This window comes from Streptomyces sp. NPDC013317 (assembly GCF_055563155.1).
On record NZ_JBVHDX010000002.1, the window covers coordinates 34233 to 58997 of the forward strand.

A 24765-nucleotide genomic window follows, 5' to 3' on the forward strand; every position below is an offset into this window, starting at 1 on the left:
AATCTCGACCTACTTCCAACTCGCGAGGTACCTGACCGCACGGTTATCCGTGCCGTACTTCTTCTTACTGGGTGAGCTGCTCCAGCCGACACCTGATTTCCGCCAGTTCGAGCGGCCCCTGGACCTTGAAGGCCCTCGGGAACGCCCGGCGGCGGACCGCCAGGTCGAGACAGACCGAGGCGGGGTGCAGATACGCACCCCGGCCGGGCAGCGTACCGCGATGATCGGGGACGCATGCGCCCTCGACCGCCACGATGCGCAGCAGATCGCTCTTGGCCGCTCGCTCCCGGCATCCCACACAGGTTCGCTCAGGGCACGCGCGGGCATGCGTCCGGCCAGACACGGCTAAGTCTACCTCCCCGCACCGACCCCACCCGTTTGGGGCAGGAATCGAACGGTCGTTTGTCGTGATCTCGCCCTCACACGGGGTGACGAGGGCGCGATCTCTTCTGTCGTAGCGCGCTCAGTCCCGATCGCGCTGCTCGTCGGACGTGGGCTCGGTGTCCGGACGGATGTCGATGCGCCAGCCGGTGAGGCGGGCGGCCAGGCGGGCGTTCTGCCCCTCCTTGCCGATCGCCAGCGACAGCTGGTAGTCCGGCACGGTCACCCGGGCGGAACGGGCCGCCAGGTCGACGATCTCGACCTTGGAGACCCGGGCCGGGGAGAGCGCGCTCGCCACCATCTCGGCCGGGTCGTCCGACCAGTCGACGATGTCGATCTTCTCGCCGAGCAGCTCGGCCATGACGTTGCGCACCCGGCTGCCCATCGGGCCGATGCAGGCGCCCTTGGCGTTCAGGCCCGAACGGGTGGACCGAACGGCGATCTTGGTGCGGTGACCGGCCTCACGGGCGATCGCCGCGATCTCGACGGAGCCGTCGGCGATCTCGGGGACCTCGAGCGCGAAGAGCTTCTTCACCAGATTGGGGTGCGTACGCGAAAGGGTGACGGACGGACCGCGGACACCCTTGGCCACCCGCACCACGTACGTACGCAGCCGCAGACCGTGCGTGTAGTCCTCGCCCGGCACCTGCTCCTGCACCGGAAGGATGGCTTCCAGCTTGTCGTCGAGCTTGACGAGGACGTTCTTCGGGTCCTTGCCCTGCTGCACCATGCCGGCCACGATGTCGCCCTCACGACGGGCGTACTCGCCGAACGTGACGTCGTTCTCGGCGTCGCGCAGCCGCTGCTGGATGACCTGGCGGGCGGTGCTCGCGGCGATCCGGCCGAAGTCCGACGGGGTGTCGTCGAAGTCCTTGGGCTCCTGGCCCTCCTCCAGCTCGGAGGGGTCTTCCTTCGCCCACACCGTCACGTGACCGGTCTGCCGGTTCAGCTCCACGCGCGCGTGGCGGCGGGCCGAGGGGGTGCGGTGGTACGCGATGAGGAGGGCCGACTCAATCGCCTCGACCAGCATCTCGAAGGAGATCTCCTTCTCTTGTGCCAAGCCCTTCAGGAGCTTCACGTCGATGTCCACGGCTACGCCTCCTCTTCCTTCTTGTCCTTGCGGTTGAACTCGATCTGGACACGCGCCTTGGCGACGTCCGCGAACTCCACCCGGCGGGCGGTGGGCTTGCGCCCCTTCACGCCCGGCACTTCGAGGTCGATGCCGTCGTCGTCCACGGTGAGGATCCGCGCGACGAGCTCGCCACCGTCGTTGAGCTGCAGCTTGACCATGCGGCCCGTGGCCCGCACGTAGTGGCGGTGCTCCTTGAGCGGGCGCTCCGCGCCCGGGGTGCCGACCTCGAGGTCGTACTCCCCCTCGCCCATCACATCGGTCTCGTCCAGCTTCGCCGAGAGCGCGCGGCTCACATCGGCGACCTGGTCCAGGTCGGCGCCTTCGTCGGAGTCGACCACCACACGCAGCACCCGCTTGCGTCCCACGGAGGCCACCTCGAGCTCTTCGAGTTCGAGTCCCTGCGAGGCGATGAGCGGCTCAAGGAGTGCTCGCAGCCTGTCGCTCTGGGTGGTGCTCATCCGGGTGACTCCTCGGCCGCGTGTGCTGTTGTGGGTTCGTCGCGTGTCAGACCAAAGGGTATCCGGTCGCGGGGGGTGTTGCCGTCCACGGGGGCGGGGGGCGCGGGTACGCTCGCCTGCGGTGATCTTCGATCCGGGCCGAAGGAGTGAATGTGGGGCGCACGGGGACCGTGGGCAGGCGCGCGCTCCTGGCCGCCGGAGCGGTGACGCTGGCCGGCTGCACCTCCGAGAGCGGCGGCGGGCGGCCGAGGAAGCCCTCGGCGGCCGAGCGGGCGGCGATCGCGGAGGCGGCGCTGCGCCGCAGGTCGGCCTCGACGAGCAGGACCCTGCTGGAACGTTACGACGCGGTGCTCGCCGCCCATCCCCCGCTGGCTGCGCGCCTGGCCCCGCTGCGGGCGGCGGTGGCGGCGCACGTCGCCGCGCTGGGCGAGGGCACGGCGAAGGACGCCCCTTCGGCGGACACCCGGCCGGCCGACACCCGGCCGGGGGACGCCGGAGCCGGGCGGGCGACGGCCGGCACGGAGAGCGGCACGGCGAGCCCGGCCCCCTCGGGCTCCGGGGCCCCGGTGGCCCCGGATCCGGCGGTCGCCCTCAAGGAGCTGGCGGCGGCCGCCCGGTCGACCGCCGACGCCCACGCGGCGACGCTGCTCGACGCGCCGCCGGAGTACGCCCGGCTGCTCGCCTCCGTGGCGGCGGCCGGAGCGGTCCACGCCTATCTGCTGACCGAAGGAGGCCGGGGATGAGCGCCCTCGACGCGGCGCGCGCCGCGCTCGCCGCCGAGCACGCGGCGGTGTACGGGTACGGCGTCGTCGGCGGCCGGATCGGCGCCGAGCGGCGCGGGGAGGCCACGGCGGCGTACGAGGCGCACCGCGCGAGGCGCGACGGACTGCGCAGGGCCGTGCGGGACCTGGGCGGCGAACCGGTGGCCGCCGCGGCCGGCTACGAGCTGCCGTTCCCGGTGCCGGACACGGCCGCGGCCGTACGTCTCGCCGCGGTCCTGGAGGACCGGTTGGCCGGCGTGTACTCCGATCTCGTACGGGCCGCGGAGGGGCCGCTGCGGCGGGACGCGGCCGCCGCGCTGCGGGAGGCGGCGGTACGGGCCGTCCGCTGGCGCGGCACCGACGTAACCTTTCCTGGGCTCGCCGAGCGGGTGTGAGCCCGGCGCGGCGGCACCCCTGAGGCCCCGACGGCCCCCGACCAGCTCCGTACTGCAGAAGGAACAACGCACGCATGGGTTTCGAACCGCCGCAGCGACTGGTGCGGACGCTCGGCGAGACGTACGGGGACGCGGTCGCGGCCGAGTGGCTCGGGAAGCTGCCCGAGCTCACGGGGATCGCCGTGGAGCAGGCCTCCCTCACCGTCGAGCGGGTGATGGCGCCCGGCGGCCGCAGCAGTCTGGTGGTGCTCGTCCGGCGCGCCGACGACTCCCCCGCCGCGCTGAAGATCGCCCCGGAGGCCGCCCGGCCCGACCTGGAGCGGGACGCGCTGGCGCACTGGAACGGCTGGGGCGCGGTGCGGCTGCTCGACGCGCCCGAGGACGGTTCGCTGGTCCTGGAGCGTCTGCACCCGGAGGTGTCGGTGCGCTCGCTGCCGGAGGCCAAGGCGCTCCTGGAGGCGGCGGGCACGGTGCGGAAGCTGTGGGTGGATCCGCCGGCGGCGCACGGCTTCGAGTCGGTGGCGGAGCGCACCGACAGGCAGACCACGGCGATGGAGCCCTACCGCGCGGACGCCGAGACCGGTGCGCTGACCGCCGCCGCCCTGGAGGCGCGCGCGGAGCTGGTCGCCGACTCCCCCGAGACGCTGCTGCTGCACGGCAATTTCCGCCAGGGCAAGGTGCTCGCCGGTGACCGCGCCCCGTGGCTGGCCGTGGGACCCGAGCCACTGGTCGGCGAACGCGCCTACGACCTGGCGCGGCTGGTACGGGACCGGGTCGAGGACCTGGTGGCGGCATCGGCCGGGGCGTCGGCGGCCCGGCGGCGGGTCAACAAGCTGGCGGACTCCCTGGAGGTGGACCGGGACCGGCTGCGCGGCTGGACCCTGTTCCGGGCGGTCGAGTCGGGCACGCGGGCACTCACTGCGGGGCGGCGGCAGGACGCGGAGCTGTTGCTGGAGTTCGCGGGCTGGCTGTAGGGGAATACCCTTTCTGTAACGCTCGGCTCGGAGTTCAGGGGGCCGTCATGGTCGAAGAGCTGTTGGCAGCGGCGGCGGCGACCGCTGTAGCGGTCGTGGTGTACGTCGGCGCGGCCGCGCGCGTGGTGAAGCAGTACGAACGGGGTGTCGTCTTCCGCTTCGGGCGGCTGGTGAGCCAGGTCCGGCAGCCCGGATTCACGATGATCGTTCCGGTGGTCGACCGGCTGCACAAGGTGAACCTGCAGATCGTGACGCTGCCCGTGCCGGCTCAGGAGGGCATCACCCGGGACAACGTCACCGTGCGGGTCGACGCGGTCGTGTACTTCAAGGTGGTCGACGCGGCGGACGCGCTGGTGCGGGTGGAGGACTACCGGTTCGCGGTCTCGCAGATGGCGCAGACGTCGCTGCGGTCGATCATCGGCAAGAGCGATCTGGACGACCTGCTGTCGAACCGGGAGAAGCTCAACCAGGGTCTGGAACTGATGCTCGACAGCCCCGCGATGGGCTGGGGGGTGGCGATCGACCGGGTCGAGATCAAGGACGTCTCGCTGCCGGAGACGATGAAGCGCTCGATGGCGCGCCAGGCGGAGGCGGACCGGGAGCGCCGGGCGCGGGTGATCAACGCGGACGCGGAGCTGCAGGCGTCGAGGAAGCTGGCGGAGGCGGCGGCGGTGATGTCGGAGCAGCCGGCGGCGCTGCAGCTGAGGCTGTTGCAGACGGTGATGGCGGTCTCGGCGGAGAAGAACTCGACGCTGGTGCTGCCGATCCCGGTGGAGCTGCTGCGGTTCCTGGAGCGGGCGGCGGGACCGCAGACCGGCGCGGCGCCGTCCGAGGCGGCCACGCCCCCGGTGCCGGTGGCGCCGCCGGAGACGTTCCAGGACCCCCTGCCGGTGCTCCCGGACGAGGCGGAGGCCCTGGAGGGGCCGCAGCCCGGGACCCGGGTGACGACGGACCTCCCCGACCTCCCCGACCTCCCCGACCTGGCGGATCTCCCGCCGCTGCCGGACGACACGGTGGCAGGCCCCCCGGCGGATCCGGCCCCCCGGAACGAAGCGGCCTGACGCGACGCGGCCCCGGTGCCCGCCGCACGTGGCGGGCACCGGGGCCGCGAGCGGCGTGCTACGCGCTCAGGCGGGCGATGGCCTCCGCCACCGGGAGCTCCTCGCGCTCGCCCGTGCGGCGGTCCTTCAGCTCCAGGACGCCCTCGGCCGAGCGGCGGCCGGCGACCAGGATCTTCGGGACGCCGATCAGCTCCGCGTCGGTGAACTTGACGCCCGGGGAGACGCCCGCGCGGTCGTCGACCAGGACCCGCAGGCCCGCGGCCCTGAGCTGCTCGGAGACCTCGAGCGCCAGCTCGGTCTGGACGGCCTTGCCCGCCGCGACCACGTGGACGTCGGCCGGGGCGACCTCGGCGGGCCAGCACAGGCCCTTGTCGTCGGCGCTCTGCTCGGCCAGCGCCGCCACGGCGCGCGAGACGCCGATGCCGTACGAGCCCATGGTGACGCGGACCGGCTTGCCGTTCTGGCCGAGGACGTCGAGCTTGAGGGCGTCGGCGTACTTGCGGCCGAGCTGGAAGATGTGGCCGATCTCGATGGCGCGGTCCAGCTTGAGGCCGGTGCCGCACTTGGGGCACGGGTCGCCCTCCTGGACGACGACCACGTCGACGTACTCGGAGACCTCGAAGTCACGTCCCGCGACGACGTTCTTCGCGTGCATGCCCTCCTTGTTGGCGCCCGTGATCCACGCGGTGCCGGGGGCGACGCGCGGGTCGGCGATGTACGTGACCTTCTCCAGGCCCTGCGGGCCGACGTACCCGCGGACGAGGTCCGCGCGCTCGGCGAAGTCGGCCTCGGTGACCATCTCGACGACGGCCGGGGCGAAGTGCTCCTCGACCTTGCCCATGTCGACCTCGCGGTCGCCCGGCACGCCCACGGCCACGATCTCGCCGTCGACCTTCACCAGGAGGTTCTTGAGCGTGGCGGAGGCCGGGACGCCGAGGGAGGCGGCCAGGGTCTCGATGGTCGGGGTGTCGGGGGTGGGGATCTCCTCGGCGGCGGCGACGGCGGAGCCGTCGACCGGCTGGAGCTCGTAGGAGATCGCCTCGGTGTTCGCGGCGAAGTCGCAGTTCGGGCAGTCGGCGAAGGTGTCCTCGCCGGCCTCGGCCGGGGCGAGGAACTCCTCGGACTTCGAACCGCCCATGGCGCCGGCGGTGGCGGCCACGATGCGGTAGTCGAGACCGAGGCGCTCGAAGACGCGCTTGTAGGCCTCGCGGTGCAGGGCGTAGGACTGGGCGAGGCCCTCGTCCTCCGTGTCGAAGGAGTACGAGTCCTTCATCTGGAACTCGCGGCCGCGCAGGATGCCGGCGCGCGGGCGGGCCTCGTCGCGGAACTTGGTCTGGATCTGGTACAGGATGACCGGCAGGTCCTTGTAGGACGAGCACTGGTCCTTGACCAGGAGCGTGAAGATCTCCTCGTGGGTCGGGCCGAGGAGGTAGTCGCCGCCCTTGCGGTCGTTGAGGCGGAAGAGCTCGGCGCCGTACTCGTCCCAGCGCCCGGTCGCCTCGTAGGGCTCACGCGGCAGCAGGGCGGGGAGCAGCACCTCCTGGGCGCCGATGGCGTCCATCTCCTCGCGGACGATGCGCTCGACGTTGGAGAAGACCTTCTTGCCCAGGGGCAGCCAGCTCCAGATGCCGGCGGCCGTGCGACGGACGTAGCCTGCGCGGACGAGGAGCTTGTGGCTGAGGACCTCGGCGTCGGCCGGGTCGTCGCGCAGCGTCTTCGCCATCAACTGGGACATGCGCTGGACCGGTGCGTTGGCCATGGTTCTCGTACTCCTGCCGGGTAAGGGTGGTGGCTAGGGGGTGTCCGGTGGACCAGGGCCGGAGAGGACGCGGCGTCTGGTGCGGTGCATCGCAAGGCGCCGGCGTGCCTCGACAGCGGAGCTGTTCAGGCGCTTCGGCAACGCGGCGAGGTGCCGTGCCAGGCGTCGTGGACCCGGCCACGGTCCGCCGGACACCCCCTAGGAGGTTAGCCGGGCGGCCCTCGCGGGCGGAAATCAGTTCCGGCGCGGGAGCGGGAGCGGGGCGCCCATCACGGCGTACGGGCGGGGGGCGCTGGGGAAGTGGACCATGCGGGCCAGGTCGACGTAGCCGAGGGAGCGGTACAGGCCGCGTGCCGGGCTCTCGGTGTCGATCGCGGAGAGGATCGAGCGCGCCAGCTTCGACCGGTCGGTGATGGTGGTGATCAGCGCCCGGCCCACGCCCCGGCCCTGATGGTCGGGGTGGACGTGGAGTTCGGTGATCACGAAGGAGTCGTCGAGCCAGTCGACGGTGCCGTTGGCGCGCAGGTACGGCTCCACGACGCCGGACCACCAGTGCGTCCGGTCGTTGGGCATGCCGTACACGAAGCCGACCAGCCGCCCGCTCGCGGTGGTCGCTCCGTACGCCTGGGCGCCCGGGTTGAGCAGATGGCGCAGCACGATGTGGCGGCGTACGACGATCTCGTCCTCGCTCAGCCCGAAGGCCACGGCCTGTACGGCGAGGGCGTCGTCGACGCGTGCGGCGAGGTCGACAGGTCCGATCGTGACGTCAGCGTCATCCATGCGCCGCACCTTACAAGTGCCTCAGAAGAGCACGCTCATGAAGGCGCCGACCTCGCGGAATCCGACGCGGCGGTACGCGGCCCTGGCGGGGGTGTTGTAGTCGTTGACGTAGAGGCTGACGAGGGGCGCGACATCGGCGAGGGCGAAGCGCAGCACGGCGGCCATGCCCGTCTCGGAGAGGCCGCGGCCGCGGTACTCGGGGGCGACCCAGACGCCCTGGATCTGGCAGGCCTGGCGGGTCGCGGCGCCGATCTCCGCCTTGAAGACGACCTTGCCGTCCTCGATCCGGGCGAAGGAGCGACCGGTGCCGACGAGTTCGGCGACGCGGGCCTGGTAGAGCAGTCCGCCGTCGCCGGCCATCGGTGAGATGCCGACCTCCTCGGTGAACATGGCCACGCACGCCGGCATGATCAGTTCCACCTCGTCCTTGCGGATGCGGCGGACGTGCGGGTCGGGCTCGACGGTGGCGGAGGGCCCTTCGGTGACCATCAGGGGCTGGTGGCCCCGGACGTCCCTGGCGGGACCCCAGCTCGGCTCCAGGAGGCTCCAGAGCTGCGCGGTGGGCTCGGCGGGGCCGACGATCGAGGAGCAGCGGCGGCCGGTCCTGCGGGCGCGGTCGGCGAAGGCGCGGACGGCCTCGGGGGTGGCACAGATGGGGACGAGGTTGGCGCCGGAGTAGCACAGGGAGCGCAGCCGTCCGTCGGCGTACCAGCCCCACATCTCGCCGCCGAGGCGCCAGGGGTCGAGCCCGGCGGCCTGGACGCGGGCGGTCACGAAGGCGTTCTCCACGGGTGCGCTCTCGAGGACGGCGAGCGCTGCTCCGAGGTCGGCGGGTTCGAGGACCCGGGTGGTGGTCTGCGTCAACACGAGGGGGCCTCACCATGCGGTCTGCTGATTCTCCGCACTGTACCTGGCGCGTCGGGGAGGTGGCGGGCGAGTGCGCGAGGCGCCCTGTACGGGCGGGGTGGCACGAACGGGGCCAGGCCAGGGACCCGGGCACGAACGGCGCGAGGCCCCGGGCGGGGAGCCCGGGGCCTCGTCGTACGGTGCGGGGAGGGGTCAGACGCCGATCGCGACCGTCGGCTCGCCCGACATCACGCCGTCCTTCTCCATCTGCTCGGCGATCTTCAGCGCCTCCTCGATGAGGGTCTCGACGATCTTCGACTCGGGGACGGTCTTGATGACCTCGCCCTTGACGAAGATCTGGCCCTTGCCGTTGCCGGAGGCGACGCCCAGGTCGGCCTCGCGGGCCTCGCCGGGGCCGTTGACGACGCAGCCCATGACGGCGACGCGCAGCGGGACCTCCATGCCCTCCAGGCCCGCCGTGACCTCCTCGGCCAGCTTGTACACGTCCACCTGGGCGCGGCCGCAGGACGGGCAGGAGACGATCTCCAGTCGGCGCGGCTTGAGGTTCAGCGACTCCAGGATCTGGTTGCCGACCTTGACCTCCTCGACCGGCGGGGCCGAGAGGGAGACGCGGATGGTGTCGCCGATGCCCTCGGACAGCAGCGCGCCGAAGGCGACGGCGGACTTGATCGTGCCCTGGAAGGCGGGGCCGGCCTCGGTGACGCCGAGGTGCAGCGGGTAGTCGCACTGGGCGGCCAGCTGGCGGTAGGCGTTGACCATGACGACCGGGTCGTTGTGCTTGACCGAGATCTTGATGTCGCCGAAGCCGTGCTCCTCGAAGAGGGAGGCCTCCCACAGCGCGGACTCGACCAGCGCCTCGGGGGTGGCCTTGCCGTACTTCTTCAGCAGCCGGGCGTCGAGGGAACCCGCGTTGACGCCGATCCGGATCGGGGTGCCCGCGTCCTTGGCGGCGTGGGCGATCTCCTTGACCTTGTCGTCGAACTGCTTGATGTTGCCCGGGTTGACGCGGACGGCCGCGCAGCCGGCCTCGATGGCGGCGAAGACGTACTTCGGCTGGAAGTGGATGTCGGCGATCACGGGGATCTGCGACTTCCTCGCGATCGTGGCGAGCGCGTCGGCGTCGTCCTGCGTGGGGCAGGCGACCCGGACGATCTGGCAGCCGGAGGCCGTCAGCTCGGCGATCTGCTGGAGCGTGGCGCCGATGTCGGACGTACGGGTCGTCGTCATCGACTGCACCGAGACGGGCGCGTCCCCGCCCACCGCGACCGACCCGACCTGGATCTGGCGGCTCTTGCGCCGCTCGGCGAGCCGGGTCGGAACGGACGGGATACCGAGAGAAATCGCGGTCATCAGCTGTACAACCCCAAGGTGTGGTTCATCGGGCTCAGGTCTTCGAGATTACCGCCCCGGGCGCGGGTGGCCGGACACCCAGGGGGCCCGGCCACCGATCGGTCACGTCAGCTTCACCGGGTTGACGATGTCCGCGGCGAGGACGAGCAGGGTGAAGCAGACGAACACGCCCGCCACCACGTAGGCGGCCGGCATCAGCTTGGCCACGTCGAACGGACCCGGGTCGGGGCGCCGGAAGATCCGCGCGGTGTGACGGCGTACGGACTCCCACAGGGCGCCCGCGATGTGGCCGCCGTCGAGCGGAAGCAGCGGCAGCATGTTGAAGAGGAACAGCGACACGTTGAACATGACGAGCAGCTGGAGGAAGAAGACCAGCCGGGTCTCGGCCGGCGCCTCGATGCTCATCAGCTCGCCGCTGATCCGGGCCGCGCCGACGACGCCCACGGGCGAGTCCTGCTTGCGCTCGCCGTCGCCGAAGGTGGCGTCCCAGAGGTCCGGGATCTTGCCGGGCAGGGCCAGGACGGACTCGAAGCCTGCCTGGAGCTGGTCGCTCATCCGGGAGGCGGACTCGCCGAAGGTGAGCGGGACGACCTCGCGGCCGGACTCGAAGCCCAGGTAGCCGGCGGAGACGTACTGCAGGGGCTGGACGACGTTTCCGTCCGCGTCCTTCTTGAGGACCTTGTTCTCCAGGAGCGTCGCCCGGAGGTCGAGCTCCTTGCCGTCGCGCTGGACGGTGACGGTGGCGGGGCCCGTGGTGGCCCGGATGCGGTCGGAGAGGGTGTTCCAGTCGGTGACGCGCTCGCCGTTGAAGGCGACGATCCGGTCGCCCTTGACGAGTCCGGCGGCCTTGGCGGGCGACGGGCGGTCGCCCGGCTCGCAGGTGTCGCGCTTCTCGCTCTGGTCGATGACGCAGTTGGTGACGCCGGCGACCTTCGTGGTCTGCGCCTCGAAGCCGACGGCCATGGCGCTGCCGAAGAAGAGCACGACGGCCAGGATCAGGTTCATGAACGGGCCGGCGAACATCACGATGACGCGCTTCCACGGCTTGCGCGTGTAGAAGAGCCGCTTCTCGTCGCCCGGCTGGAGCTCCTCGAAGGAGGCCTCCCGGGCGTCCTCGATCATGGCGCGCCACGGCGAGGTGGAGCGGGCCTCGATCCGGCCGTCCTTGCCGGGCGGGAACATGCCGATCATCCGGATGTAGCCGCCGGCCGGGACGGCCTTGATGCCGTACTCGGTCTCGCCCTTCTTCCTCGACCAGATGGTCGGTCCGAAGCCGACCATGTACTGCGGCACGCGGATGCCGAAGAGCTTGGCTGTGGAGAGGTGTCCCAGCTCGTGCCAGGCGATGGAGACGAGCAGCCCGAACGCGAACAGCGCGATGCCGAGGAGCGTCAGAAGAACGGTCATGCGCGCGCCTCCGCGGTTGCCTTCGCAGCGAGTACTGCCAGTTCCCGGGCCCGGGCCCGGGCCCAGGTCTCCGCTTCCAGGACGTCCGACACCGTCAGTGAGGTTCCCCGCTCGGGGGTGCCGTGTTCGGTGACGACTGCCGTGACCGTATCCATGATTCCGTTGAACGGCAGCTTTCCGGCGAGAAACGCCTCGACGCACTCCTCGTTCGCCGCGTTGAAGACGGCGGGCGCGGTGCCGCCCAGTTCGCCGACGTGGCGGGCGAGGCCGACGGAGGGGAAGGCCTCGGTGTCGAGCGGGAAGAACTCCCAGCTGGAGGCCTTGCTCCAGTCGAAGGCGGGGGCCGCGTCCGGGACGCGCCGGGGCCAGCCGATGCCGAGGGCGATCGGGCCGCGCATGTCCGGCGGGGTGGCCTGGGCGAGCGTGGAGCCGTCCGTGAACTCGACCATCGAGTGCACGTACGACTGGGGGTGGACGACGACTTCGATGCGGTCGAAGGGGATGTCGTAGAGGAGGTGCGCCTCGATGACCTCCAGGCCCTTGTTGACCAGGGTGGCGCTGTTGACCGTGATGACCGGTCCCATGGCCCAGGTCGGGTGGGCGAGTGCGTCCTCGCGGGTGACGTGGGCCAGATCCTCCCGCGTACGGCCGCGGAAGGGGCCGCCGGAGGCGGTGACGACCAGCTTGCGCACGTCGGCGCGGGTGCCGGCGGCCAGCGCCTGGAAGAGTGCGGCGTGCTCGGAGTCGACGGGGATGATCTGACCGGGCTTGGCCAGGGCCTTGACCAGCGGGCCGCCGACGATCAGCGACTCCTTGTTGGCGAGAGCGAGGGTGCGGCCGGCCTCGAGGGCGGCGAGCGTGGGCGCCAGACCGATGGAGCCGGTGATGCCGTTGAGGACCGTGTGGCAGGGCGAGGCGGCCAGCGCGGTGGCGGCGTCGGGACCGGCGAGGATCTCGGGGAGCGTGGCACCGGGTCCGTACAGCGCGGTCAGCGCCTCCCGCAGCGCGGGGGCCTTGTCCTCCCGGGCGACGGCGACCGCGTCGACCGCGAGCCGGTGGGCCTGCTCGGCGAGCAGTTCCACCCGGCCGCCGGAGGCGGCGAGGGCGGTGACCCGAAAGCGGTCGGGGTTGCGCAGGACCAGGTCGATGGCCTGGGTGCCGATGGACCCGGTGGAGCCGAGGACGACGATGTCCCGGCGGCCTTCGCTCGGATCGAAGACGAGGTGCGGGTCGGCGAGAGGAGAGGGGCGGTCGCTCATGCCCCCATTCTTGCCGCAAAGACCGCGCGCCCTTCACTGGGTGCGGCTGAACGCTCCGAACACGTGGTGGAAGTCGGGGAACGTCTTCCGTACGCAGCCGGGGTCGTCGAAGGTGATGCCGGGGGTGCGCAGGGCGGTGACGGCGAAGGACATGACCATCCGGTGGTCGCCGTGGGTGGCGACCTCGACGGGGCCGGCGGGCGTGCCGGGCAGGATCTCGATCCAGTCGTGACCGGTGGTGACGGTGATGCCGAGGCGGCGGAGGTTCTCGGCGCAGGCGTCGAGGCGGTCGCACTCCTTGACGCGGGTGTTGGCGACGTCCTCGATGCGGACCGGTCCGTCGGCGAAGGGCGCGAGGGCGGCGAGGGTCGGCATGGTGTCGGAGATGTCACGCATGTTGACGGTGAGGCCGCGGAGGGTTCCGGTGCCGCGGACGGTGGTCTCCGTTTCGGTGGTCTCGACGTCCGCGCCCATCCGGCGCAGGACGTCGACGAAGCCGAGGTCGCCCTGGAGCGCGCCGGTTCCGAGGCCGGGGACGGTGACGGTACGGCCCTCTTCGAGCGCTGCGGCGGCGAAGAAGTACGAGGAGGTGGAGGCGTCGGGCTCGACGGGGTAGCGCGTGGCCGTGTAGCCGGTGGGGGCGACGGTGTACGTACGGCCCTCCCGGGTGACCTGCGCCCCGAAGGCCCGCATCATCGCGAGGGTGATCTCGACGTACGGCTCTGAGACCAGGTCGGTGACGGTGATGGCGAGACCCTCGGAGGTGAGCGGGCCGAGCATGAGGAGCGCGGTCAGGTACTGGGAGGACTGACCGGCGTCGAGGGTGAGCGCGCCGCCCTTGATGCCGGCGGCGTGCACGGTGAGGGGGTGGTGGCCCTCGTTCTCCTCGTGGTGGAGGTCGGCGCCGAGGGTGCGCAGGGCGGTGGTGAGGGGGCCGAGGGGGCGGCGGCGCATCTGGGGGGAGGCGTCGAAGCGGAAGGTTCCGTGGCCCGCGGCGGCGAGGGTGGGGAGGAAGCGGGCGGTGGTGGCGCCGTCGCGGCAGTAGACGTCGGCGGCATCGGCGGCGGGTCCGGTCGGCCGGCCCTCGACGTGCCAGGCGCCCGGCTCCTGGGTGACCTCGTAACCGAGGGCCTTGAGCCCTTCGGCGAAGCCCTCGGTGTCGTCGGAGCGGAGGGGGCGGAGGAGGGTGGTTGTCCCTCGGGCGGCGGCGGCGAGGAAGAGCGCGCGGGCGGTGACGGACTTGGAGCCGGGGATGTCGATGACGGTCACGGGGCCATGGTGCCGTGGGCCCGAGCACCCGGCCCACCCCGTCCGCCCACTGGACGGCCGGGGGCGGGCGGTTGCCCCCGCGTGCCGCTGGGCGGCTCCCACCCTCACGCCTGGGTTGTGGCCAACTGTTCCGCAGGGCGGAACAGTTGGCCACAACCCACGACGGCGCCGCACCCGTAGGCACCGCAGGCCCGGGCACGGGGAGCCTGGGCCCGGCAAGGGCGCCGTCCCGTGGGCCCGCCTCCCCCAGACCGCGTCCGGGGGGACCCCCACGCCCCAGCGGGACGATCGCCCCCACGGGCGCGGCAGGGTGTCAGGGGATCTTGCGGTGGGCGTTGGGGTGGGGCGACGGGCCCGGGGTGGCGTCGGCGATCCAGGGGCCGTCGCCGCTGGGGTCCACGACCCCCTCCTCCAGCCACTCGAAGCGACCCGTCAGCACCCCGTCCACCACCCGGCGGTCCAGGTCGTCCGTGTTGGCCCAGAGGCGGCCGAACAGCTCCTCCACCCGCAGCCGCGCCTGCCGACAGAACGCGTCAGCCAGTGCGTACGCCTCCTTGCCGTGGTCGCCGGTGGCCCTCATCTGCTCCGCCCGTACGCACGCCGCGCTCATCGCGAACAGCTCCGCGCCGATGTCCACGATCCGCCCGAGGAACGCCTGCTTGAGCTCCATCCGGCCCTGCCACCGCGACATCGCGTAGAACGTCGACCGGGCGAGCTTCCTCGACGTCCGCTCCACGTACCGCAGATGCGTCGCGAGGGCGTCGAACTCCGCGTACGAGCCGGGCAGCTGGCCCGGTCCTGTGACGAGTTTCGGCAGCCAGCGGGCGTAGAAGCCGCCCGCCCGCGCGCCAGCCCGCGCCTTGTCGCCCAGCGACTTGTCGGGGTCGATGATGTCGCCCGCGACCGCGAGGTGGGCGTCGACCGCCTCGCGGGCGATGAGCAGGTGCATGATCTCGGTCGAGCCCTCGAAGATCCGGTTGATCCGCAGGTCGCGCAGGAGCTGTTCCGCCGGGACCGCCCGCTCGCCGCGCGCCGCGAGCGAGTCCGCGGTCTCGTAGCCGCGCCCGCCCCGGATCTGGACCAGTTCGTCGGCGATGAGGCAGCCCATCTCGGAGCCGTAGAGCTTGGCGAGGGCCGCCTCGATACGGATGTCGTTGCGGTCCTCGTCGGCCATCTGGGAGGAGAGGTCGACGACCGCCTCCAGGGCGAACGTGGTCGCCGCGATGAAGGAGATCTTCGTGCCCACGGCCTCGTGCCGGGCGACCGGCTTGCCCCACTGTTCCCGTACGGCCGCCCACTCGCGGGCGATCTTCAGCGCCCACTTGCCCGCGCCGACGCACATCGCGGGGAGCGAGAGGCGGCCGGTGTTCAGGGTGGTGAGAGCGATCTTGAGACCGGCGCCCTCGGGGCCGATGCGGTTCGCGGCCGGGACCCGGACACCGTGGAAGCGGGTGACGCCGTTCTCCAGGCCGCGCAGGCCCATGAAGGCGTTGCGGTGCTCGACGGTGATGCCGGGCGAGTCCGCCTCGACGACGAACGCGGTGATGCCGCCGCGGTGGCCCTCGGACTTCGGCACACGCGCCATGACGACGAGCAGGTCGGCGACGACCCCGTTGGTCGTCCAGAGCTTCACGCCGTCGATGACGTAGGCGTCGTCGCCGTCCGGCACGGCGGTGGTGGCGAGCCGGGCCGGGTCGGAGCCGACGTCCGGCTCGGTGAGGAGGAAGGCGGAGATGTCGGTGCGGGCGAGGCGCGGGAGGTAGGCCTCGCGCTGCTCCTGCGTACCGAAGATCTTCAGGGGCTGCGGTACGCCGATCGACTGGTGCGCCGAGAGCAGCGCGCCGATCGCGGGACTCGCGGAGCCGACGAGGGCGAGGGCGCGGTTGTAGTACACCTGGGTGAGACCGAGCCCGCCGTACTTCGGGTCGATCTTCATCCCGAACGCGCCGATCTCCTTGAGGCCGGTGACGACCTCGTCGGGGATGCGCGCCTCGCGTTCGATCAGCCGGCCGTCGATCCGCGTCTCGCAGAAGACGCGCAGCTTGCCGAGGAAGGCCTCACCGCGCCGCACGTCCTCCTCGGAGGGCATCGGGTGGGGGTGGATGAGGTCCAGCCGGAAGCGGCCGAGGAACAGCTCCTTGGCGAAGCTGGGTTTGCGCCAGTCCTGCTCGCGCGCTGCCTCGGCGACCTGCCGGGCCTCGCGTTCCGTGACCTTGGGCCGCTGGGTGGGTGCGGACATGAGGAGCTCACCTCGCCGCTCGTCGGGTGCCTTGTGGCTACTCGTCCGTAGTACCCGATTTCGCGGCCCCCCGAAAGACGGCGGGAGCGCACGAGGACGGCCGGAGCCCCCGCACAGTGGGCTCCGGCCGTCGGTCTCGTGAGTCCGTACGCGTACGTACGTCCGGGTTACAGGGCGAGGCCCGTGAGGACGAGGACGCGCTCGTAGGTGTAGTCGTCCATCGCGTACTTGACGCCCTCGCGGCCGACGCCGGACTTCTTGGCACCGCCGTACGGCATCTGGTCGGCGCGGTAGGACGGGACGTCGCCGATGATCACGCCGCCGACCTCCAGCGCGCGGTGGGCGCGGAAGGCGGTCTGCAGGTCGTGGGTGAAGACGCCGGCCTGGAGGCCGAAGTCCGAGTCGTTGACCGCGGCGAAGGCCTCGGCCTCGCCGTCGGCCCGGGCGATCGTCAGGACCGGGCCGAAGACCTCGGCGCGGGCCAGGGTGACGTCGGCGGGGAGGTCGGTGAGGACGGTCGGGGCGTAGGTCGCGCCCTCGCGCTTGCCGCCCGCGAGCAGCTTCGCGCCGGCGGCGACGGCCTCGTCCACCCAGGCCTCGACGCGCTTGGCGGCGTTCTCGTCGACGAGCGGGCCGACGTCGGTGGCGTCGTCCGCGGGGTCACCGGTGACCTGGGCCTCGACGGCGGCGACGATCTTCGGCACCAGTCGGTCGTAGACCGAGGCGTCGGCGATGACGCGCTGCACGGAGATGCAGGACTGGCCGCCCTGGTAGTTGGAGAAGGTGGCGATGCGGGTCGCCGCCCAGTCCAGGTCCTGCTCGGACGCCCAGTCGCCGAGGACGACGGCGGCGGCGTTGCCGCCGAGCTCCAGGGTGCAGTGCTTGTGCGGCACGGACTCCTGGATGGCGAAGCCGACCTTGTCGGAGCCGGTGAAGGAGATGACCGGGAGGCGCTCGTCCTGGACGAGGGCCGGCATGCGGTCGTTCGGCACGGTCAGGACGGACCAGGAGCCGGCCGGCAGGTCGGTCTCGGCCAGCAGCTCGCCCAGGATCAGGGACGAGATGGGGGTGGACGGGGCCGGCTTGAGGATGATCGGGGCGCCGACGGCGATGGCCGGGGCGACCTTGTGGGCACTGAGGTTCAGCGGGAAGTTGAACGGCGCGATGCCGAGGACGACACCCTTGGGGATACGGCGGGTGATCGCCAGGCGGCCGACACCGCCGGCCTCGGTGTCCAGGCGCTGGGCCTCTCCGCCGTTGAAGCGGCGGGCTTCCTCGGCGGCGAAACGGAAGACGGAGACGGCACGGCCGACCTCGCCGCGGGCCCACTTGATCGGCTTGCCGTTCTCGGCGGAGATCACCTGGGCGATCTCCTCGGTGCGCTCGGCGAGACGCTTCGATACGTGGTCGAGGGCGGCGGCGCGGACGTGCGCCGGGGTCGCGGCGAACTCGTCGACGACGGCGTGCGCGGCGGCGACGGCCTCCTCGACCTGGGCCTCGGTGGGAACGCTCACCTTGCCGACGAGACGTCCGTCGAAGGAGTTCGTGACGTCGAAGGTGGCCTCGCCGGTGGCCTCGCGGCCGGCGAGCCAGAAGGCGTGGGTGGTCGTCATTGCGTCCCGGCCCTTTCCGTATCGGGGGTGCGAGCGATCGCTCTCGTGCCACGGTAGGGCGAAGCGGGCGGCGTGAGGCTTGTCCGCGATGGAGTGGTGACCGAGACCACCTGTCCGCTTTGGAGGAAGGAGCACCGGTGCGCCCGGGGGCGCGGGGCCGTCAGCCTCGGCGTTCCGTCGAGACGATGAGGCAGACCCCGCCGACGACGATCGCGCCGCCGAGCGCGATGGGCCAGGTCAGGGCCTCGCCGAGGACCAGCGCGCCGAGCAGCACCGCGACGACCGGGTTGACGTACGCGTACGTGGCGACGAGCGAGAGCGGGGCGGTCTGGAGGAGCCAGGCGTACGCGGTGAAGGCGATCAGCGAGCCGAAGACGATCAGGTAGGCCAGAGCGGTCCAGGAACGGGCGGACACGTCGGCGAGGTCGAAGCCCTGGTGTTCGCCTCGGATCAGGGCGACGACCAGGCCGCCGAGACCGCCGGCGAGCATCTCGTACGCGCTGGCGGTGAAGGGGTTGGCGGGCATCGGGAGCCGGCCCGAGGAGAACGAGCCGACGGACCACAGCAGCGCGGCGCACACGACGAGGACGACGCCGCCGATCCTGACCTCGCCGCTGAGGCCGGGGAGGGTGAGGACGCCGAGGCCGACGAGACCGAGGGCCACGCCGGCGAAGGCGCCGCGGCCGGGGCGCTCGCCGGAGGCGGCGCGCAGGACGACGACCCAGGCGGGAACGCTCGCGACGAGCAGCGCGGCCAGGCCGGAGGGGATGGCGGTCTCGGCCAGGACGACGAGCGCGTTCCCGCCGACGAGGAGCAGGATGCCGACGAGGACGGCCGAGCCGAGCCGGCGCGGGCCGACCCTCAGCGCGGCGGGCCCCTGCCGCATCGCGATGAGCGCGGCGAGGAGCAGGCCGGCGACGACGTACCGGATCCCCGCGGAGAGGAACGGCGGCATCGTCTCGACGACGATCCGGATGCCGAGGTAGGTGGAGCCCCAGACGACGTACACGATCCCGAGCGCCAGCCAGACGGCGCCGGAGATGCGGCGGCCAGTGCGGTGTCCGGGGCCGGCGGTGGAGGTGCGTTCCTCGGAGGCGGGATCGGCCGCAGGGGTTGTCATGCCCAGGAGAGTAGGGATCCACCAGGCCGCTGATCAATGATCTGCCCGGCATCGGGCAGAAATGGCGCCGTGGAGCGCCGGGTTCGGGCCGCGCCTACCGCTCCTCCGTGTCCGCACCCGTCGCCTTGAGGGCCAGCCACAGCTCCATCCGGACGTCCGGATCGTCCAGCGAGCGGCCCAGGATCTCCTCCACCCGGCGCATCCGGTAACGCAGGGTGTGGCGGTGGACGCCCAGGTCCGCCGCCGCCGCGTCCCACTGGCCGTGCCGGGAGAGCCAGGCCCGCAGCGAGGCGACCAGGTCGCCGCGGCCCGTCGCGTCGTGCTCGTACAGGGCCCTCAGCATGCCGTCCGCGAAGGCGCGGACGGCGTCGTCGGCCAGCAGCGGCAGTACGGAGCCGGCCGCCAGGTCCTCGTGCTCGACCAGGGCGCGGCCGCGCCGCCGCGCCACGGACAGGGCCTGCTCGGCCTGCTTGTACGCGGCCGCCGCCGCGATCGGCCCCGCCGGGGCGGAGAGCCCGACCACGACACCGGCCTCCTCGGCCTCGCGTTCGGTGTACGCCTCGCAGGCCGTGACGACCGCGCCGCCGTCCCCGGCCAGGACCAGGAGCCGGTCCTCTCCCTCGGGCACGGTCAGGACCGTCTCGCCCGCGCGGGCGGCCGCCGACTCCAGTTCCTCCGCCAGCACCGGCAGCGCCGGCTCGCCCTCCCGCTCCCCCGACACCGTCTCGGCGATCATCAGCCGGAACGGGGCGTCGAGGAGCCCGCCGTACAGGTCACCCGCCACCGCCCGGGCGTGGTCGGGCTGACCGGACAGCATCATCCGGAGCACCGCCGCGCCGAGCCGCCCCTCGGCCGCCTGGAGCGAACGGGAGCGTTCGGTGGTGAGCGTGAGCAGGGCGATGGCGGAGTGCACCGCGTACCGTTCGGCGGTCCCGAGCGGCGCGCCCGTGCCGACCGCGAGGGCGCCCCTGACGCGCCGGCCCGTGCCCAAGGACTGGAGCTCGACCCGGTCGTCCGTGCCCCCGACGACGGCGCTCGCGGGCGCGGGCCGCTCCCGGAGCCGCTCGACGTCGGACGTCAGCCGGGCGGCCCGGCGCGCCGCCCACTCGGGGGACACGGCGAGGACGGTGCCGGAGGTGTCGTACAGAGCGGCCCAGCCGTCCACATGGGCGGCGAGCCGCGCCACCACCGCGTCGGGGCCCTCGGCGAGCGCGGCGCGGGTCATCTCCCGCTGGGCCTCGAAGCCTGCCGTGACCGCCCGGTACTGGTCGGCCGCGATGGCCGCCGAGACCGCCTTGCTGATGGCCAGGAACGGCGTGCGCCGCGGTACTTCGATGAGGGGCAGCCCCTCGGCGCCCGCGGCGTCCACGAGGGCGGGCGGGATGTCCTCGTAGTTGACGCCGACGGCGAAGCCGAGACCGACCACGCCCGCGGCGAGCAGTCGCCGCACATAGCGACGCATCGCCTCGGGGTCCTCCGCGTCCAGCGTGAGCGCGGTGGTGAGCAGCAGCTCGCCGCCCTCCATGTACGGGACGGGGTCGGCGAGCTCGCTGACGTGGGCCCAGCGCACGGGGGTGTCGAGGCGGTCCTCACCCGCGCGGACGGTGAGCTTGAGCGCCGAGTGCTGGGCGAGTGAGGCGAGGGTGGGCGGCATTGGCGACCGTCGGACCTTTGGGGAGGGGGCGCCGCTCAGCCGAGCGGCGCCCCCGATTGTGCCAGGGCGCGCCGGTGGCCGCTCCGGCCCGGCGCCGGCTCGGCCGGACCTGGGCGCCGACTTGGCCGGGGCCCGCCCTGGCCGAGCCCGGGGGCCGCGTCAGCTCCGCAGATCCACCAGGAGGGGTGGCGTGTGCTCTCCGCGCACGTCGGTGAGGGAGAGCACGGCGTGCCCGGCGGGGACGGCGTGGGCGAGGTCGGAGGCCGACCACCGCTGCCGCTCCACCTCCCGTACGGTCACGGCCTCCGCCGTCGTGGCCTTGCCGGTCACGAGGCGCCGCATGAAGTGCAGGGCCTTGGTGAGGGGCTCGTCGGAGATGATCTGGCGGTTGGTGACGTCGCGGGTCTGCACCCATTCGGTGCCCCAGGTCTCCGCGAACCGTCCGCCGTCCCAGGGCGCGATCCCGGCGAACGCCATCCGGCAGCCGACGGCCCCGAGCAGCGGGCCGCGCAGGGCCTCGGGCACGTCCTCCAGGCTGCGCAGGGCGAGGACGACGCCCGCGTTGGCCGAGCGGAGCCGCTGGACGGCGCGGACGGACTCGCCGGTGACGGTGTACGTGGCGTCGTCGAGGACCAGGCAGGCGAAGAGCGACCGGTCGCGACGGGCGAGGGCGGCCTCGGCGAACTGGGCGAGCAGCAGCCGGGAGACGATCCTGGAGGCTTCGGCGTGGCCCCGCTCGGGGAGGTCGACGCGGACGCGGAGGGGGTGCTCGACGGCGCGGAGGGAGAACCGGGGCTTCGTGTCGTGGGCGCGCTCGGAGCCCGCGGAGCCCTCCGTGCCCTCGGTGCGGAAGAAGTGGGCGAAGGCGGGCCGGTCGAGGAAGGCGACGCGCTCCGCGAGCAGGACGCCGACCTCGTCGCCGCGTTCGGCCTGGCGCTGTCGGGCGTCGAGCTCGCGGAGCTGGGCGGGGTCGCCCGCGACGGCCTCGCGCAGCGCGGCGAGCGCCGTGGGCGTCCCGCCGAGCAGCTCGCGCAGCTCGGGCACGCCGGGGAAACGGCCGTACGCGGCGAGGAACGGGCCGATCAGCTGGGCGAGCGCGGTGGCGGCCCGGCGGCTGTCCGCGGCCAGGTCCCCGACGAGCGCCTCGGCGAGGATCCGGGCGGCCTCGTCGGGGTCGTCGGCGCCGCCGTACAGGTCGAGGTCGTGGGTGGACCCGGGCCGCCCGACGGACACGACGACGTCGAAGGCCTCGTCGGGCCCGAGGGAGGCCCCGTGCGAGGTGACGGCGACGACGGCGGCGCGGTTGGCGAGGGCCTGCAGACAGAGCGCCTCGACGACGGGCCGCACGAGCCGCACGGTCTTCCCGGCCCCCGCGGGCCCTACGGCGACGAGCGAGGTGCCCAGCACCGCCGGCTCCAGGGCGACGCCGGTGGTGCGCCGGGCGTAGGGGTTGCGCGGGTGGTCGGCGGCCCTGCCGATGAGGACCTGGTCGGTGGCGAGGTCGTGGGTGGCGGTGCGGACGGGCAGGTCGCGCCGGCCGGAGGGGTGGCCACAGGCGGCGGCGCCGCGGGTGCGCACGGCGTCGGTGAAGGCGGTGAGGCGCTCGGGCCGGGCCCGCACGCCCTGCCAGGCACGGCGGATCCGGGCGTAGTCCACGTCGCCCAGGGTCCCCTGCCGGGTGGCCTCGGCGAGCTGGGCGGCTGCCTCGGCCAGTCCGGCGTCGCGCAGCTCCGGCCACTCGGCGGGGTCCTTCGCCGCATCGGACGGTGGCGGCGGGGCGGTGGCGGACGTACCGGCGGCGCCACCGAATCGGCGACGTACCGCGGGCCAGGTACCGGCCCGGCCCACGGCGGCGACGAGGGCGGCGATGAGGAGGACGTAGTAGACGTTGGAGACCCAGGTGATCCAGGTCTGCGTGCGGGGCATCTCGCGCCAGACGCCGGGCAGGAGCACGAAGAGCGGCCAGACGGGCACGCCGTAGCGCTGCCAGACCTCGCGCCAGTTGCCGACGCGGCCGAAACCGACGGCGAAGAGGGTGAGCACGACGGCGTACCAGGTGTACACCGCTGCGACGTACAGCTCGACATCCGGGCTCCCGGGCGCGCGCCACTCGTCAGGGACGAGCCACAGCATCGGCAGCAGCCACCAGTCGGTTACGAAGATCCACCACCCCTCCAGATAGCCGTTCCAGAGCAGCGACCACAGCAGCCAGCCACAGAGGTACGCGACGAGCGCGCCGGTGATCAGCTGGCGGCCGGGCACCAGGTCCGGCTCCTGCTCGGGCCGCTCGCGGTGCCCCAGCCGCCAGACGCCCGGGCCCGCTGCGGGCCGGGGGATCCGGAGCCACTCGGCGACGCCGATGCGCGTGGGCGCGTGGGTGGGGGGCGGGGGTGTCGCGGGGGGCGCGGTCGGGGGGGCCGGTGGCACGGGTGGGCCCGCGGGGCGCGGGACCGCGCCTGCCCGGGGATCACGTGGCTCGCCGCCTCCCCGGGTGTCGCGTGACTCGTACGTGCCTTCGGTCTCCATGAACCCCTGCCCCCTGACCAGCCAGGTCGCCGCATCTGTGCCACCGTCAATCTAGTGGGCGAGGCCCGGCCCGGAGCGGTTTCCCCGCCGCCATGTCCACACCGGACAACGACATACCCCCCAACACTCCCGATCGGCGCATGCCCGCGCCCCTCCCCCGCGCCTAGCCTGCGGAAGAAACCCACAAGAGCGTCCAGAACACCCCAGGAGCCCCGCATGAACGCTGTCCCGCAGGAGCGGCGCGTCGTCACCGCCATCCCCGGTCCGAAGTCGCAGGAGCTGCAGGCCCGCCGCCTCGACGCCGTGGCCGGCGGCGTGGGCTCCGTGCTGCCCGTCTTCACCGCGAAGGCCGGCGGCGGCATCATCGAGGACGTCGACGGCAACCGCCTGATCGACTTCGGCTCCGGCATCGCCGTGACCTCCGTCGGCGCCTCCGCCGAGGCCGTCGTGCGCCGCGCCGCCGCGCAGCTCGCCGACTTCACGCACACCTGTTTCATGGTCACGCCGTACGAGGGCTACGTCGAGGTCTGTGAGGCGCTCTCCGAGCTGACCCCGGGCGACCACGCCAAGAAGTCCGCGCTGTTCAACTCCGGCGCCGAGGCCGTCGAGAACGCGGTCAAGATCGCCCGTTCGTACACCAAGCGCCAGGCCGTCGTCGTCTTCGACCACGGCTACCACGGCCGTACGAACCTGACGATGGCGCTGACCGCGAAGAACATGCCGTACAAGCAGGGCTTCGGTCCGTTCGCTCCCGAGGTCTACCGCGTCCCGGTCGCCTACGGCTACCGCTGGCCCACCGGCGCCGAGAACTGCGGCCCCGAGGCCGCCGCGCAGGCGATCGACAACATCACCAAGCAGATCGGCGCCGAGAACGTCGCCGCGATCATCATCGAGCCGGTCCTCGGCGAGGGCGGCTTCATCGAGCCGGCCAAGGGCTTCCTGCCGGCGATCGTGAAGTTCGCCAACGACAACGGCATCGTCTTCGTCGCCGACGAGATCCAGTCCGGCTTCTGCCGCACCGGCCAGTGGTTCGCGTGCGAGGACGAGGGCATCGTCCCCGACCTGATCACGACCGCCAAGGGCATCGCGGGCGGTCTGCCGCTCGCCGCCGTCACCGGCCGCGCCGAGATCATGGACTCCGTGCACGGCGGCGGCCTGGGCGGCACCTACGGCGGCAACCCGGTGGCCTGCGCCGGCGCGCTCGGCTCCATCGAGACGATGAAGGAGCTCGACCTCAACGCCCGGGCGAAGCACATCGAGTCCGTCATGAAGACCCGCCTGTCGACGATGGCGGAGAAGTTCGACGCCATCGGCGACATCCGCGGCCGCGGCGCCATGATCGCCATCGAGCTGGTCAAGGACCGCGACACCAAGGAGCCGAACCCGGAGGCCGCGGGCGCGCTCGCGAAGGCCTGCCACGCGGAGGGCCTGCTGGTCCTGACCTGTGGCACCTACGGCAACGTGCTCCGCTTCCTGCCGCCGCTGGTGATCGGTGACGATCTCCTGAACGAGGGTCTCGACATCATCGAGAACGCGTTCGGGCAGATCTGACCCCTTCGCCCCGGCGTGTGAAGAGAGTGTGGGGGGCCGATGGCGGGATGGAGATCCGGCTGTCGGCCCCCTTCTCCGTGCCGTACGGTTTCTGCAGATGAGAGAAACACCCCGCTCGCAGGAGACCGCGAGCGACAACAGGGCGGAGCCTCCCCAGCACCGTCCTGCCCGCGCCCTGGCGCACACCACTGGAGCCTCGCGCTCCGGAA

20 protein-coding genes are annotated in these 24765 nt (G+C 72.7%); 5 read left to right on the plus strand and 15 right to left on the minus strand.

Annotation, left to right across the window (positions count from 1 at the left end; genetic code table 11):
* Positions 1-64: 64 nt before the first annotated feature.
* The 3 genes from ACZ3IJ_RS04895 to rimP all read right to left on the minus strand — a co-directional run bounded on the left by ACZ3IJ_RS04895 (position 65) and on the right by rimP (position 1971).
* The gene (locus tag ACZ3IJ_RS04895; protein ID WP_352191528.1) at positions 65-343 is read right to left on the minus strand and encodes a YlxR family protein; all 279 of its coding nucleotides are present in this window, start codon (positions 341-343) and stop codon (positions 65-67) included.
* Between the two features lie 120 nt (positions 344-463).
* Positions 464-1471: a transcription termination factor NusA gene (gene nusA, locus ACZ3IJ_RS04900; RefSeq protein ID WP_467466297.1), complete on the minus strand. Its 1008-nt coding sequence runs from the start codon at positions 1469-1471 to the stop codon at positions 464-466.
* 2 nt (positions 1472-1473) lie between these two features.
* Positions 1474-1971 (minus strand): ribosome maturation factor RimP, encoded by a 498-nt coding sequence (gene rimP / locus ACZ3IJ_RS04905; RefSeq protein WP_467466298.1) that lies wholly within the window; start codon positions 1969-1971, stop codon positions 1474-1476.
* 152 nt (positions 1972-2123) lie between these two features.
* Between rimP and ACZ3IJ_RS04910 the strand changes: the two genes are divergently transcribed.
* The 4 genes from ACZ3IJ_RS04910 to ACZ3IJ_RS04925 all read left to right on the plus strand — a co-directional run bounded on the left by ACZ3IJ_RS04910 (position 2124) and on the right by ACZ3IJ_RS04925 (position 5162).
* Positions 2124-2714, plus strand: coding sequence for a hypothetical protein (locus ACZ3IJ_RS04910; protein ID WP_467466299.1), 591 nt, complete (start codon positions 2124-2126; stop codon positions 2712-2714).
* Complete coding sequence (locus ACZ3IJ_RS04915) at positions 2711-3127, plus strand: ferritin-like domain-containing protein (protein ID WP_467466300.1); 417 nt, start codon at positions 2711-2713, stop codon at positions 3125-3127. The genes ACZ3IJ_RS04910 and ACZ3IJ_RS04915 overlap by 4 nt, the downstream gene beginning before the upstream one ends.
* A gap of 74 nt (positions 3128-3201) precedes the next feature.
* A complete protein-coding gene (locus tag ACZ3IJ_RS04920; RefSeq protein ID WP_467466301.1) occupies positions 3202-4101 on the plus strand; it encodes an aminoglycoside phosphotransferase family protein in 900 nt (299 codons plus the stop codon).
* A gap of 47 nt (positions 4102-4148) precedes the next feature.
* Positions 4149-5162, plus strand: coding sequence for a slipin family protein (locus ACZ3IJ_RS04925; RefSeq protein ID WP_467466302.1), 1014 nt, complete (start codon positions 4149-4151; stop codon positions 5160-5162).
* Between the two features lie 58 nt (positions 5163-5220).
* Here ACZ3IJ_RS04925 and ACZ3IJ_RS04930 read toward each other — a convergent pair whose 3' ends face one another.
* From ACZ3IJ_RS04930 to ACZ3IJ_RS04985, 12 genes are all read right to left on the minus strand, one after another.
* Positions 5221-6921, minus strand: a complete 1701-nt coding sequence (locus ACZ3IJ_RS04930) for a proline--tRNA ligase (RefSeq protein ID WP_467466304.1) — start codon at positions 6919-6921, stop codon at positions 5221-5223.
* A gap of 234 nt (positions 6922-7155) precedes the next feature.
* On the minus strand, positions 7156-7701 hold the full coding sequence (locus ACZ3IJ_RS04935; RefSeq protein WP_467466305.1) for a GNAT family N-acetyltransferase: 546 nt from the start codon (positions 7699-7701) through the stop codon (positions 7156-7158).
* Positions 7702-7722: 21 nt separating this feature from the next.
* Positions 7723-8568 carry a GNAT family N-acetyltransferase gene (locus tag ACZ3IJ_RS04940; protein ID WP_467466306.1) on the minus strand — a complete coding sequence of 282 codons (846 nt, stop codon included), beginning with the start codon at positions 8566-8568 and terminating at the stop codon, positions 7723-7725.
* A gap of 192 nt (positions 8569-8760) precedes the next feature.
* Positions 8761-9918, minus strand: coding sequence for a flavodoxin-dependent (E)-4-hydroxy-3-methylbut-2-enyl-diphosphate synthase (ispG, locus tag ACZ3IJ_RS04945; RefSeq protein WP_391798191.1), 1158 nt, complete (start codon positions 9916-9918; stop codon positions 8761-8763).
* 102 nt (positions 9919-10020) lie between these two features.
* Positions 10021-11325, minus strand: coding sequence for a M50 family metallopeptidase (locus ACZ3IJ_RS04950; protein ID WP_467466307.1), 1305 nt, complete (start codon positions 11323-11325; stop codon positions 10021-10023).
* A complete protein-coding gene (gene dxr, locus ACZ3IJ_RS04955; protein ID WP_467466308.1) occupies positions 11322-12584 on the minus strand; it encodes a 1-deoxy-D-xylulose-5-phosphate reductoisomerase in 1263 nt (420 codons plus the stop codon). Before dxr ends, ACZ3IJ_RS04950 begins: the two co-directional genes overlap by 4 nt.
* 33 nt (positions 12585-12617) lie before the next feature.
* Positions 12618-13853, minus strand: a complete 1236-nt coding sequence (gene aroA / locus ACZ3IJ_RS04960) for a 3-phosphoshikimate 1-carboxyvinyltransferase (protein ID WP_467466309.1) — start codon at positions 13851-13853, stop codon at positions 12618-12620.
* A 313-nt stretch (positions 13854-14166) separates the two neighbouring features.
* Positions 14167-16092 (minus strand): acyl-CoA dehydrogenase family protein, encoded by a 1926-nt coding sequence (locus ACZ3IJ_RS04965; protein WP_467466310.1) that lies wholly within the window; start codon positions 16090-16092, stop codon positions 14167-14169.
* A gap of 167 nt (positions 16093-16259) precedes the next feature.
* Positions 16260-17705 carry an aldehyde dehydrogenase family protein gene (locus ACZ3IJ_RS04970; protein ID WP_383294670.1) on the minus strand — a complete coding sequence of 482 codons (1446 nt, stop codon included), beginning with the start codon at positions 17703-17705 and terminating at the stop codon, positions 16260-16262.
* A gap of 160 nt (positions 17706-17865) precedes the next feature.
* A complete protein-coding gene (locus tag ACZ3IJ_RS04975) occupies positions 17866-18825 on the minus strand; it encodes an EamA family transporter (RefSeq protein WP_467466311.1) in 960 nt (319 codons plus the stop codon).
* A gap of 94 nt (positions 18826-18919) precedes the next feature.
* Positions 18920-20479: a PucR family transcriptional regulator gene (locus ACZ3IJ_RS04980; protein WP_467466312.1), complete on the minus strand. Its 1560-nt coding sequence runs from the start codon at positions 20477-20479 to the stop codon at positions 18920-18922.
* A 159-nt stretch (positions 20480-20638) separates the two neighbouring features.
* A complete protein-coding gene (locus tag ACZ3IJ_RS04985; RefSeq protein ID WP_467466313.1) occupies positions 20639-23005 on the minus strand; it encodes a type IV secretory system conjugative DNA transfer family protein in 2367 nt (788 codons plus the stop codon).
* 216 nt (positions 23006-23221) lie between these two features.
* Here ACZ3IJ_RS04985 and gabT point away from each other — a divergent pair, with 216 nt between their 5' ends.
* Positions 23222-24556 (plus strand): 4-aminobutyrate--2-oxoglutarate transaminase, encoded by a 1335-nt coding sequence (gabT, locus tag ACZ3IJ_RS04990; protein WP_467466314.1) that lies wholly within the window; start codon positions 23222-23224, stop codon positions 24554-24556.
* Positions 24557-24765 lie beyond the last annotated feature (209 nt).

Excerpts from the sequence above, each read along its gene's own strand:
- rimP (WP_467466298.1), bottom strand. The coding sequence starts at position 1,971 with ATGAGCACCACCCAGAGCGACAGGCTGCGAGCACTCCTTGAGCCGCTC.
- ACZ3IJ_RS04915 (WP_467466300.1), top strand. The coding sequence starts at position 2,711 with ATGAGCGCCCTCGACGCGGCGCGCGCCGCGCTCGCCGCCGAGCACGCG.
- ACZ3IJ_RS04920 (WP_467466301.1), top strand. The coding sequence starts at position 3,202 with ATGGGTTTCGAACCGCCGCAGCGACTGGTGCGGACGCTCGGCGAGACG.
- ACZ3IJ_RS04925 (WP_467466302.1), top strand. The coding sequence starts at position 4,149 with ATGGTCGAAGAGCTGTTGGCAGCGGCGGCGGCGACCGCTGTAGCGGTC.
- ACZ3IJ_RS04930 (WP_467466304.1), bottom strand. The coding sequence starts at position 6,921 with ATGGCCAACGCACCGGTCCAGCGCATGTCCCAGTTGATGGCGAAGACG.
- ACZ3IJ_RS04935 (WP_467466305.1), bottom strand. The coding sequence starts at position 7,701 with ATGGATGACGCTGACGTCACGATCGGACCTGTCGACCTCGCCGCACGC.
- ispG (WP_391798191.1), bottom strand. The coding sequence starts at position 9,918 with ATGACCGCGATTTCTCTCGGTATCCCGTCCGTTCCGACCCGGCTCGCC.
- ACZ3IJ_RS04950 (WP_467466307.1), bottom strand. The coding sequence starts at position 11,325 with ATGACCGTTCTTCTGACGCTCCTCGGCATCGCGCTGTTCGCGTTCGGG.
- dxr (WP_467466308.1), bottom strand. The coding sequence starts at position 12,584 with ATGAGCGACCGCCCCTCTCCTCTCGCCGACCCGCACCTCGTCTTCGAT.
- ACZ3IJ_RS04965 (WP_467466310.1), bottom strand. The coding sequence starts at position 16,092 with ATGTCCGCACCCACCCAGCGGCCCAAGGTCACGGAACGCGAGGCCCGG.
- ACZ3IJ_RS04970 (WP_383294670.1), bottom strand. The coding sequence starts at position 17,705 with ATGACGACCACCCACGCCTTCTGGCTCGCCGGCCGCGAGGCCACCGGC.
- ACZ3IJ_RS04975 (WP_467466311.1), bottom strand. The coding sequence starts at position 18,825 with ATGACAACCCCTGCGGCCGATCCCGCCTCCGAGGAACGCACCTCCACC.
- ACZ3IJ_RS04980 (WP_467466312.1), bottom strand. The coding sequence starts at position 20,479 with ATGCCGCCCACCCTCGCCTCACTCGCCCAGCACTCGGCGCTCAAGCTC.
- ACZ3IJ_RS04985 (WP_467466313.1), bottom strand. The coding sequence starts at position 23,005 with ATGGAGACCGAAGGCACGTACGAGTCACGCGACACCCGGGGAGGCGGC.
- gabT (WP_467466314.1), top strand. The coding sequence starts at position 23,222 with ATGAACGCTGTCCCGCAGGAGCGGCGCGTCGTCACCGCCATCCCCGGT.